The sequence below is a fragment of the Flavobacterium sp. IC2-16 genome (genome assembly GCF_055521455.1).
Genome location: NZ_CM145480.1, coordinates 1,769,882 through 1,782,128 on the forward strand (window position 1 = coordinate 1,769,882; position 12,247 = coordinate 1,782,128).

At 39.5% G+C, this 12,247-nt stretch carries 10 protein-coding genes and 1 riboswitch; all 10 genes read left to right on the forward strand.

From position 1 onward, the window contains the following. Window positions 1-73 precede the first annotated feature (73 nt). The 10 genes from ACZ1JT_RS07955 to ACZ1JT_RS08000 all read left to right on the forward strand — a co-directional run bounded on the left by ACZ1JT_RS07955 (window position 74) and on the right by ACZ1JT_RS08000 (window position 12,247). A complete protein-coding gene (locus tag ACZ1JT_RS07955) occupies window positions 74-250 on the forward strand; it encodes a hypothetical protein (RefSeq protein WP_465093309.1) in 177 nt (58 codons plus the stop codon). 18 nt (window positions 251-268) lie between these two features. Continuing rightward, window positions 269-727 carry an OsmC family protein gene (locus tag ACZ1JT_RS07960; protein WP_465093310.1) on the forward strand — a complete coding sequence of 153 codons (459 nt, stop codon included), beginning with the start codon at window positions 269-271 and terminating at the stop codon, window positions 725-727. A gap of 78 nt (window positions 728-805) precedes the next feature. Then, entirely contained in the window at window positions 806-1,795 is a 990-nt protein-coding gene (locus ACZ1JT_RS07965; protein WP_465093311.1) for an alpha/beta fold hydrolase, read from the forward strand. A 13-nt stretch (window positions 1,796-1,808) separates the two neighbouring features. Next, entirely contained in the window at window positions 1,809-4,226 is a 2,418-nt protein-coding gene (gene thrA, locus ACZ1JT_RS07970) for a bifunctional aspartate kinase/homoserine dehydrogenase I (protein ID WP_465093312.1), read from the forward strand. A gap of 27 nt (window positions 4,227-4,253) precedes the next feature. Further along, a complete protein-coding gene (locus ACZ1JT_RS07975) occupies window positions 4,254-5,426 on the forward strand; it encodes a trans-sulfuration enzyme family protein (protein ID WP_465093313.1) in 1,173 nt (390 codons plus the stop codon). A 124-nt stretch (window positions 5,427-5,550) separates the two neighbouring features. Then, a riboswitch (SAM riboswitch) is annotated at window positions 5,551-5,651 on the forward strand. Between the two features lie 178 nt (window positions 5,652-5,829). Then, window positions 5,830-6,816 carry a homocysteine S-methyltransferase family protein gene (locus ACZ1JT_RS07980; RefSeq protein WP_465093314.1) on the forward strand — a complete coding sequence of 329 codons (987 nt, stop codon included), beginning with the start codon at window positions 5,830-5,832 and terminating at the stop codon, window positions 6,814-6,816. Further along, window positions 6,816-9,494 (forward strand): methionine synthase, encoded by a 2,679-nt coding sequence (metH, locus tag ACZ1JT_RS07985; RefSeq protein WP_465093315.1) that lies wholly within the window; start codon window positions 6,816-6,818, stop codon window positions 9,492-9,494. Before ACZ1JT_RS07980 ends, metH begins: the two co-directional genes overlap by 1 nt. 91 nt (window positions 9,495-9,585) lie before the next feature. Beyond that, window positions 9,586-10,542: a methylenetetrahydrofolate reductase [NAD(P)H] gene (gene metF, locus ACZ1JT_RS07990; RefSeq protein ID WP_465093316.1), complete on the forward strand. Its 957-nt coding sequence runs from the start codon at window positions 9,586-9,588 to the stop codon at window positions 10,540-10,542. A 100-nt stretch (window positions 10,543-10,642) separates the two neighbouring features. Beyond that, entirely contained in the window at window positions 10,643-11,098 is a 456-nt protein-coding gene (locus ACZ1JT_RS07995; RefSeq protein WP_465093317.1) for a hypothetical protein, read from the forward strand. 57 nt (window positions 11,099-11,155) lie between these two features. Continuing rightward, complete coding sequence (locus ACZ1JT_RS08000) at window positions 11,156-12,247, forward strand: acyloxyacyl hydrolase (RefSeq protein WP_465093318.1); 1,092 nt, start codon at window positions 11,156-11,158, stop codon at window positions 12,245-12,247.

A 12,247-nucleotide genomic window follows, 5' to 3' on the forward strand; every position in this document is an offset into this window, starting at 1 on the left:
AAACTGTAAAAGTCCTTTTGGTAACAAACATCCAAAAGGACTTTTTTATTTCAATTCATTAAAATTTTAAGTTATGACAGCTTTAAAAAATAAAATCAGAAAAATACAAACCATTGTTTCTCTTATCGAAAATGCCGAGAGAAAATTAAATGAAAGCATATTGGAATTAAGAGAAGAGAAAACAATTTCAGAGGATGAGTTGTTAATTCTAGAAATCAATTCTCAGGAAAACGAATTCCTTTTTATCTAACCTTAAAAATCAGTAATCATGAGCAATAAAATAGTTTCTGTAATAGGAATTTCGGAAAATAAGAGTCAGTTTTCGGTAAGTACAAGCGGTTCAAACCTAACGATTAATAATGCGATTTCGATAGGTTCAGGAAAATTGCCAAGTCCAACAGATTATTTGTTGGCTGGTTTTGCCGGTAGCATCAATGCGGTTGGTTTACTCGTTGCCGAAGAATTGGGAATCAATTTGAAATCAATACAAGTGGATATTGTGGGAGAATTGGAAACCAAAAAGGTTGATGGGATTCCAACTCGTTCTAGAGCTGGCTTTCGCAAAATAGAAGTGATTGTGAAACCAACTTCTGATGCTCCTCTTGCTTTGTTGAAACAATGGATGGATGAAGTAAAAGAAAGATGTCCACTTCGTGACAATCTAATCAATGCAACTCCTGTAACGCTAACACTTTTAAAAGAATACGCGCAGCATAATGCGGCCTAACGATAAGTTGTTTTGTTTGTTAAACTGCCTCCGGTACGTCTGCCAACACAGCCGGGGGTGGTTTTAAAAAAGAAAAAAATGAGTTTACAAAAGATAGATATTTTCAATTTCACACTTCAAAGCGGAAGCTACAAACGGTGGTTGCCGTTGTATTACCAGGTGTTTGGTCAGCAAATTGGAACAGCACCCGTGGTTTTGGTAAACCATGCCTTAACCGGAAATTCGCAGGTAACGGGAGAAAATGGTTGGTGGAACGCCTTAATTGGTACTGGAAAAACCATTGATACAGCTGGTTACACGGTTATTGCGTTCAACATACCGGGGAACGGTTTCGACGGTCAAGCCGAAAATCTAATCCAGAATTACAAAGATTTCACGACAAAAGATATCGCTCAGTTATTTTGGGAAGGATTACAATTCTTAGGAATTCATGAGCTTTTCGCTGTAATCGGTGGAAGTTTGGGCGGAGGCATTGCTTGGGAAATGGCTTTTTTAAAACCCAACCATATCGAAAACCTGATTCCGGTAGCGTCCGACTGGAAAGCTTCTGATTGGTTGATAGCCAATGTTCTGGTGCAGGATAAAATTCTAAACAATTCCGAAGCGCCAATTCACGATGCAAGATTACATGCTATGTTGCTCTATCGTACTCCGCAATCGTTAAAAGCAAAATTCAACCGGAGCAAAAACGAAAATCAGGACTTGTACCAGATTGAGAGTTGGTTGTTGCATCATGGGAAGAAGTTGGAAAGTCGTTTTACTTTAGAGTCATACAAACTGATGAACCATCTTTTGAAAACCATCGGGGAAGGAATAGACTGCGGACAATTCATCGGCTTTGCCAAGCAAACTACAGCGAAAATTCATTTAATCGCAGTCGATTCGGATTATTTTTTCACCGCCGACGAAAATCGGGAAACCTATGAAATTTTGAAGCGCGTGAACCCGAACGTGAGTTATCATGAAATCCAATCCCTTCACGGGCATGATGCCTTTTTAATCGAGTTTGAACAGCTCAACGCCATACTAAAAAACACCTTTGCAACACAAAAAATAAAACTAAACTAAAAACTTAAAAACTATGAAAATTTTAAAATTCGGCGGAAAATCCTTAGCCTATGACGGCGGATTCGACAAAGCCATCAATATTATTTTAGATAAGGTCAAGCAACAGGAAAAATTTGCCGTAGTGGTTTCCGCTATTGGAAGCGCTACAGATGAATTGGAAGAAATTCTTGAAAAAGCCAAGAAAAACGAAGTTTATCAGGTGCAATTGGAACATTTTAAGAACTATCAGAGAAACAATTCCACGGCTGATTTGAAAACAGAGTTCGAACTGCTTGAGAAACTTTTTGAAGGTGTTGCGCTTTTGGGAGATTACAGCAAAAAGATCAAAGATAATGTGTTGGCCCAAGGCGAAGTGATTTCCGGAAAAGTGGTCACACAAGCTTTAAAAGAAAAAGGAATCAACGCTAATTTTTCAGACACGAGACAATTAATCAAGACCGATGCGAAGTTCGGGAACGCCCAACCGGTCGATGTGATTTCTCGAAAGAACGTTCAAAATCATTTTGCTGCCAATAACGGAACTACCGTCAATATTGTAACTGGCTTTATCGCTTCCAGCACCGACGGCGAAACCACCACTTTAGGCCGTAATGGCAGCAACTTCACCGCTTCACTTTTAGCCAATTATTTGGATGCCGAAGAATTACAAAGCTTCACCCACGTAGACGGTATTTTCACAGCCAACCCCGATTTGGTTCCTGATGCCAAAAAAATCGATCAGCTTTCTTTTGAAGAAGCCAACGAAATAGCCACTTTCGGCGCTACCATTCTTCATGCCAAAACCATTATTCCACTTATTGAAAAGAAAATTCCGCTGAGAATTTTAAACACTTTCAACCATACCCACAACGGAACGTTGATTAATGCTGAAAATTCACGAAAAGGCATCAAGTCGCTTTCCGTTTTGGAAAACGTAACCTTAGTGAATTTAGAAGGACGTGGTTTGTTAGGAAAACCTGGAATCGATGCCAGAATCTTCCGTGTGTTGGCGCAGAACAACATCAGTGTAAGTATTATTTCCCAAGGTTCTTCCGAAAGAGGAATTGGTTTTATTGTCAATGCTGTCGATGCCCAAAAAGCCAAAGCCGCCATCGAAGCCGAATTCGAGCTGGATTTTTACACCAAAGACGTGAGTAGTGTTTATTTAACGGAAAATGTTTCGGTTATTTCCATTATTGGTCAGGAGTTAGCGACCTTCAACAAACCCTATGATGCTTTAATTCGCAATCAGATTGTTCCGATTTTGTTCAACAACACCGTAACCGGAAAGAACGTGAGTTTGGTAGTTGAACGCTCGCAGCTTAAAAAAGCGTTGAATGTAATTCACAGTGAAATTTTCGGGATTACCAAAAAAATCAATTTGGTGGTTTTTGGTCATGGAACGGTTGGAAAAACGTTGATTAATCAGTTGTTGGAAAGCCGTGACAACATCATCCAGCGTAAGGGAATTGAGTTGAATATCGTAGCGATTGCGAATTCCCGTCAGTTCATCTTTAATGCCAAAGGGGTTTCTGGTCAATGGGAATCAGAGTTGGAAACTTCCATTCAAAAATCATCCTTAGAAAACATTTTAGCTGCCGTTAAAGAACAGCATTTGGGGAATTTAATTGCGGTGGATACAACGGCCAGCAAAGATTTTGTGTCCAATTATGTAGAGCTGATTAAAAACGGCTTCGATTTGGTTTCTGCCAACAAAATTGCCAATACCAAAGAATACAGTTTTTATAAAAACCTGCGTGAAAATTTAAACTACTATCAGAAAAATTATTTATACGAAACCAATGTAGGAGCAGGATTGCCGTTAATTGATACGATTCGCCTGCTGCACCATTCCGGAGAAAATATCACTAGAATCCGTGGGGTGTTTTCCGGAACTTTGAGTTATTTGTTCAATACGTTTTCCGCAACCGATACAGCTTTTAGCGAGGTGTTGAAAGAAGCCATCGAAAAAGGCTTTACCGAACCCGATCCGCGCGAAGATTTAAACGGAAACGATGTGGGGAGAAAATTACTAATCTTAGCCCGCGAATTGGATTTAAGCAACGAATTCTCTGAAATCAAAATCCAAAACCTGATTCCTGAAAATTTACGAGAAGGAAGTGTGGAAGACTTTCTTAACCGATTGGAAGAATTAAATCCGATCTATCAAAATGTCAAAACAAAGCAAGCTGAAAACCATGTATTGCGCTACGTAGGCGATTTGTCCGGCGATTTGTCGGTGGAAAGCGGGGCGAATTTGGAAGTGAGTTTAGTTTCGGTTCCACAAGAAAGTTCGCTGGGACAATTAAAAGGTTCCGATTCCATTTTTGAAATCTATACGGAATCCTACGGCGAACATCCGATTGTTATCCAAGGTGCAGGCGCAGGCGCAGCCGTAACCGCTCGAGGTGTATTTGGCGATATTCTACGTCTGGCAGAAAAAAGCAAATAATCAAACACAACAACAAAACAATTTATCATGAGCAATACACCATTCGGCTTCGAAACTCAAGCCATAAGAACCCAAACCGAAAGAACACAATTTTTAGAACATTCGGTACCCTTATACTTAACGTCCAGTTTCGTTTTTGAAGATGCGGAAGATATGCGTGCTTCCTTCACAGAGGAAAAGGAACGCAATATTTACAGCCGTTTCACCAATCCAAACACCAGCGAATTTGTAGAGAAAATCTGCAACATGGAAGGTGCGGAAGATGGTTATGCGTTTGCTACGGGAATGGCAGCTATTTATTCCACCTTTGCGACTTTGTTGGAATCCGGCGATCACATTGTTTCGGTAGGAAGCGTGTTTGGTTCGACGCATACCTTGTTCACGAAATATTTTCCGAAATGGAACATCACCACCAGTTATTTCGATATCAATAAGCCGAAAACCATTGAAAGCTATATCCAGCCGAATACGAAAATCCTTTTTGCCGAATCGCCTACCAATCCGGCGGTGGATATTATCGATTTGGAATTGTTAGGGCAAATCGCGAAAAAACACAACCTGATTTTAATCATCGACAACTGTTTTGCAACCCCATTTTTGCAAAATCCGATTCAATACGGTGCCGATTTAGTGGTGCATTCCGCGACCAAACTAATCGACGGACAAGGTCGTGTTTTGGGAGGAATTACCGTAGGTCGAGCCGATTTGATCCGTGAAATTTATCTGTTTGCCCGCAACACGGGACCGGCTTTGTCTCCTTTTAACGCGTGGGTGTTGTCGAAAAGTTTGGAAACCTTGCCGGTTCGCGTGGAAAAACATTGCGAGAACGCGGTAAAAGTCGCCGAATTTCTGGAAAGCCATCCGAAAGTGAAGCAAGTGAAATATCCGTTTTTAAAATCGCATCCGCAGTATGCAATTGCCAAAAAACAAATGCGTTTGGGCGGCAACATCGTGGCCTTTGAAATTCAAGGTGGTATTGAAGCAGGTAGAAAATTTTTGGATAAAATCCAATTGTGTTCCTTATCTGCCAATCTTGGGGATACCCGAACAATTGTAACGCATCCGGCTTCCACTACCCACAGTAAATTAACCGAACAAGAGCGATTAGCGGTAAGCATTACTGACGGTTTGGTGCGTGTTTCCGTAGGTTTGGAAACGGTTCAGGATGTTATCAATGATTTAAAACAAGCTTTAGAATAATTAACTGTTTAATTTAAAAATTGTAGAATATAAATCTATAATGAATTGATTTGTAATCAATGTTTAGAAAATATTTCCGAATTCAAAATTAATTGTTAGCTTTGCACCGTTCTTGCACAAGCTGACGTTATCACGAAAGGCAGAGGGACTAGACCCGATGAAGCCTTAGCAACCCTACTCTTGTAGAAGGTGCTACATTCTACCGCCCGCGCGGACAGATAACAGGATACTTTTTTGGTATCTCTCTGGATTTCATGATAACATATTTTTAGGATTGGGAGCGACAGGTTTAGGCTTGCTTGTAACCCCTATTCCCGTTTTCCGCACTACAAGGTAGTTGCTGCAACCGGGGCTAGATAAGAAACGAATTGAATTTTTGTAATGGCTTAAAGCTTAAAAAAATATGGCAACAATACACGAAGCGATAAAAAAAAGAATCCTTGTTCTTGATGGAGCAATGGGAACCATGTTGCAACGCTATAAATTCGAAGAAGAAGATTTTCGGGGCGAGCGTTTCGCCGCTTTTCCGCATCCGTTAAAAGGAAACAACGATTTGTTGTCACTTACACAGCCGGAAGCGGTGAAATCGGTGCATCGTGCCTATTTCGAAGCCGGAGCGGATATTGTGGAAACCAACACGTTTTCCGGTACCACCATCGGAATGGCGGATTACCATATGGAAGATTTGGTATACGAGTTAAACTACCAATCGGCCAAAATTGCTCGTGAAGTCGCTGATGAATTTACTGATAAACCGCGTTTTGTTGCGGGTTCTATCGGCCCAACCAACCGAACCGCCAGCATGAGTCCCGACGTGAACGACCCGGGATTCCGTGCGGTTACTTTCGATGAGTTGCGCATCGCATACAAAGAACAGGTGGAAGCCTTAATCGATGGGGGTTGTGATGTGTTGTTGGTGGAAACTATTTTTGATACGCTAAACGCCAAAGCTGCTCTTTTTGCTATCGAAGAAGTAAAAGAAGAACGCAATATCGACATTCCCATCATGGTGTCGGGAACCATAACTGACGCTTCCGGCAGAACCTTATCCGGGCAAACCGTGGAAGCGTTTTTAATTTCGATTTCGCACATTCCGTTATTGAGTGTTGGGTTCAATTGTGCTTTGGGCGCTGATCAGTTGAAACCGTATCTGAAACGTTTGGCGCACAATACGTCGTTTAATATCTCGGCGCATCCCAATGCAGGTTTACCCAACGCCTTCGGACAATACGACCAAACGGCGAAGGAAATGCAAGGTTTAATCAAGGACTATTTAGACGATAATTTAATCAACATCATAGGCGGCTGCTGCGGAACTACCCCGGAGCATATCAAATTAATTGCGGAGGTAGCTGCTAAGTATAAACCAAGAGTACTGGAGGAAGCATAATGAGTGAAGGAGCTTGTCATAAATATTTAAAACTTTCGGGATTAGAACCGTTAATCGTGACGCCCGAAACCAATTTCGTGAATGTCGGCGAACGTACCAACGTAACCGGTTCCCGAAAATTTCTGCGTTTAATCAAAGAAGAGAAATACGAAGAAGCGTTGGATATTGCCCGCGCCCAAGTGGAAGGCGGCGCGCAAATCATCGATATCAACATGGACGAAGGAATGTTGGACGGCGTGTATGCCATGACCAAATTCCTAAACTTAATCGCGTCCGAACCTGATATTTCCAGAGTACCCGTGATGATTGACAGTTCCAAATGGGAAATCATCGAAGCGGGATTAAAAGTGGCTCAGGGAAAATGCGTGGTGAATTCCATCAGTTTGAAAGAAGGGAAAGAAGCCTTTCTGCATCATGCGAAATTAATCAAACGTTACGGAGCTGCCGTGATTGTTATGGCTTTCGATGAGGTTGGTCAGGCCGATACCTATGAAAGACGTATTGAAATCTGTAAGCGTTCGTATGATATTTTAGTTAATGAAATCAACTTCCCAGCGGAAGACATCATTTTCGATCCGAATATTTTTCCAGTGGCAACAGGAATGGAAGAACACCGCCGCAACGCGTTGGATTTCTTTTTAGCGACCAAATGGATTCGTGAAAACCTGCCGTTTGCCAATATTTCGGGTGGCGTAAGTAACGTGTCGTTCTCGTTTCGTGGGAATGATAAAGTGCGTGAAGCGATGCATTCCGCGTTTTTGTACCATGCCATCAAACATGGGATGACCATGGGAATTGTGAATCCGGAAATGTTAGAAGTGTACGATGAAATCGATCCGACCTTATTAGAATATGTAGAAGATGTTTTATTAGATCGAAGGGACGATGCCACCGAACGATTGCTGGATTTAGCCGAAAGCTTTAAAGGCGATGTAAAATCTAACGAAAAAGCGATTCAGGAGTGGCGAAGCGGTTCACTTCAAGATCGAATTACGCATGCTTTGGTGAAGGGAATCGATGAGTTCATCGAAGTTGATGTGGAAGAAGCAAGACAAGCTGCCACAAGACCCATTGAAGTTATCGAAATCAATTTGATGGCCGGTATGAATGTGGTGGGTGATTTGTTCGGCAGCGGAAAAATGTTTTTGCCTCAGGTAGTAAAATCCGCCCGGGTGATGAAAAAAGCGGTAGCTTATCTGTTGCCTTATATAGAAGCGGAAAAAGACGGAAAAACTTCCTCGGCTGGGAAAGTATTGATGGCCACGGTAAAAGGTGACGTGCACGACATCGGTAAAAATATTGTATCGGTGGTTTTGGCCTGTAACAATTTTAAAATCATCGATTTAGGAGTGATGGTGCCGCCGGAGAAAATCATCGAAACGGCAGTTGCGGAAAATGTAGATATCATCGGATTGAGCGGTTTGATTACGCCTTCGTTGGACGAGATGGTGTATCTGGCCAAAGAAATGGACAAACGCGACATCAAAATTCCGATTATGATTGGGGGTGCGACAACTTCGCGAGCGCATACCGCTGTCAAAATTGCACCGGAATATCAATCAACGGTAGTGCATGTGAACGATGCTTCACGAGCCGTAACCGTAGCCGGAAATTTATTAAACAAGGATAAAAAAATATATGCCAGTACCATTCGTGCCGAGTACGAGACTTTCCGTGAAACGTTTTTAAACCGTCAGCGTGATAAGAGTTATCATACGATTGAAAAGGCCAGAGCGAATAAACTGCAATTGGATTGGGATAATTTTGAGACTAAAAAACCAAACTTCATCGGGACAAAAACCATAGAAGTGAAGTTGGAAGAACTGGTGCCTTACATTGACTGGACGCCGTTTTTCCAATCTTGGCAGTTGTTCGGAAAATATCCGGCGATTTTAACCGATAATGTAGTAGGCGAGCAGGCAGCAATTTTGTTTGCCGATGCGCAAAAAATGTTGCAACAATTGTTAGAAGAAAACTGGTTAGAGGCAAAAGGAATCTACGGTATTTTTCCGGCAAATCAGGTACAAGAGGACGATATCGAATTGTACGACGAAAACGGTAAGTTGTTGGAAACTTTTTTAACCCTTCGTCAGCAATCTCAAAAAACCGTGGGCGCACCGAATATTGCCTTAGCGGATTTCATTGCACCAAAAGAAAGTCAAAAAACGGATTATATGGGAGCATTCTGTGTAACTACCGGTTTTGGGGTCGATGAAAAAGCCAAACAATTTGAAGAAGCGAATGACGATTACAGTTCCATCATGGTCAAAGCCTTGGGCGATCGTTTTGCAGAGGCCTTTGCGGAATACCTGCACGAGAAAATCCGTAAAGAGATTTGGGGGTATGCTTCGGAAGAGCATTTGTCTAATGAAGAATTAATCAAAGAAGCCTACAAAGGAATACGTCCGGCTCCGGGCTATCCGGCGTGTCCTGACCATTTAGAAAAGCCAACCATTTGGAGTTTGTTAAATGTGGAAGAAAAAATAGGTGTGAAACTGACGGAAAGCATGGCAATGTGGCCGGCTTCTTCAGTGTCAGGATACTATTTCGGAAATCCAGAAAGTAAGTATTTCGGTCTTGGTAAAATTAAAGAAGATCAAGTACGCGATTATGCCCTACGAAGAAATTGTACTTACGAATACGCCAATAAATGGTTGAATCCGAATATAGCTGATTAAAGTAAAGAGCGAAAAGGGACAAGGCATAAGTAAAATGAAATGACGAGTAACTTATCCCTTATTTCTTATTCCTTATAACTCAAAATTTAAAATGAAAGTAACCGAACATATAGAAAATGCAAATGGAAAAACATTATTTTCCTTTGAAATATTGCCCCCTTTAAAAGGGCAAAACATTCAATCAATTTTTGATGGAATTGATCCTTTGATGGAGTTTAATCCGCCATTTATTGATGTAACGTATCATCGGGAAGAATATGAGTTTAAAGAATTGTCTAATGGATTATTGCAAAAAAAGATTGTAAAAAAGAGGCCTGGGACTGTTGGGATTTGTGCAGCGATTCAGAATAAATATGGAGTAGATGCAATTCCACATATTTTATGTGGCGGATTTACAAAGGAGGATACCGAGAATTTTTTAATTGACTTAGATTTTTTAGGGATTGATAATGTGGTAGCACTTCGAGGTGATGCCGTTAAAAGCGAGATTTATTTTAAGCCTGAAAAAGATGGCCATAGCTATGCATCGGAATTAGTTGGGCAGATTTCTGATTTAAATAAAGCAATATATCTGGACGATGATTTAAAAAATTCGACGGCTACTAATTTTTGTATAGGTGTTGCGGGTTATCCTGAAAAACACATGGAAGCGCCAAGCATGGATAGTGATATCTATTTTTTAAAACAAAAAATTAAAAATGGTGCTAATTATATTGTGACACAAATGTTTTTTGACAATCAGAAATTTTTTGATTTCGAAGCCAAATGTAGAGCAGCAGGAATTACTGTGCCAATTATTCCGGGATTAAAACCTATAGCAACCAAAAAACAGCTCAATTTAATTCCTCATCGATTTAAAGTCGATTTGCCTGATGATTTGGTTATGGAAGTGGTAAAGGCAAAAGATAATGATGCGGTTTCGCAAATAGGAGTAGAATGGTGTATTCAGCAAAGTAAAGAATTACAAAAAGCGGGTATCCCTGTGTTGCATTATTATTCTATGGGGAAAGCAACTAATATTAAAGCTATTGCGACTGAAGTTTTTTAAATTTTAACAATTAATTTGATAAAATTTTATTTTTTTTTGGTTTTTAATATTTTTTTACTAAATTTAATTCTCCAAAAAAATGAACTTAACCTTTAGTACTATGAAAACAATTTATACACTTATCGTAGCTATTTTTTGCTTTTCTGCAGCATATTCAACATCAATTGCCAAATCAGGTAGTGATGATAATCTTCAAGAAGCTGCTCGTCTAAAGAACGAGAGTCAATATTCTAAAGCTATAAAATTTTATTTAAAAGCATTAAAAGAGGAACAAAAAAACCATGATAAGGCAAGGGAAATTTGTTATGAAATAGCCGATTGTTATTTTAAAGACAATAAAGAAAAAAGTGCTGTTATGTTCTTGAAGATAGCAGTTTATGAATATGGTTCAACTATAGATAACATTACCAATACTGCAGAATTGAATCAAGGTTTTAAAATTTATGCTATACGCACTATTGAACCTGAATACAACGAATTGAGAAAAAAATTCATTGAAAAGTTCAATACCAGCAAAGAGTATCTAGAACAAGAAGAGGTTTTGGTGTCATACTAAAAAAAATAATTTCAATTTTTGAAAATCTAGTATATTTGCTTGATTTTCAAAAAACAAATGCGCCAATTTACCTACTTTTTACTTTTGTTTTGTTTTGTTTCCATCGCTCAAGAAAAGGAATCTAAAAACTATTTTGTAGATGCAAATTATTTCTACGGAAGCATTCTGCCGCACCACACCAACATCTTACATTTAATTAAAGGGCATCCTGAAGGAACTATTCTTAGTTTTAACCGTAAAACATTTGGTTCTAAAAAATGGGAAGCTTGGTATAATTATCCGGATTACGGACTTTCTTTTCAATTTCAAAACAACAAAAATCCCGAATTAGGTAATTTGTACGGCCTATACGGTCATTTTAGTTTTTATTTTCTAAGCAGACGATTGCAACTTCGCGTGGGTCAAGGTATTGCCTATAATACAAATCCTTACGATAGGGAAACAAACTACAGAAATCTGGCTTACGGGGCACGCTATATGCCTTCAACATATTTCATGCTTAATTATCATAAACCATATGTGTGGAAAAATTTTGGTGTACAGGCCGGCGTTAATTTTGTACATCATTCCAATGCTAATATTAAAGCGCCCAATACCAGTACGAATACAATTGCTATAAACGTTGGCGTGAATTATAATTTTGATAGCAAAGAATCTCAAGAGTACATTTCACATGAAAAAGAAAAGTTCACAGAGCCAATTCGATACAATTTGGTTTTTAGAACAGGTATAAATGAAAGTGATGTGGTGAATAGTGGTCAGTATCCATTTTATGTTGCATCTATGTATGTGGATAAAAGAATTAACCGAAAAAGTGCGATTCAACTGGGAACTGATGTTTTTTGGATGAAATATCTAGAAGAATTCATTAAGTATCAAGCCATTGCTTATTATGAATCAGGTTATGATGGTAATGCTGATTATAGACGTGTTGGTGTTTTTGCGGGACATGAGCTGTTTATAGATAAATTAGCCATAGATACACAAATGGGATATTATGTGTATGACCCATCACAAAAATTTGGTAGCATATATCAAAGGTTAGGAGCAAAATATTATATTACAAAAAATATTTCTGCGGGAATGAGTTTAAAAACACATATTTCTAGAGCAGAAGCTTTAGAGTTTAATATTGGAGTTCGATTGTAA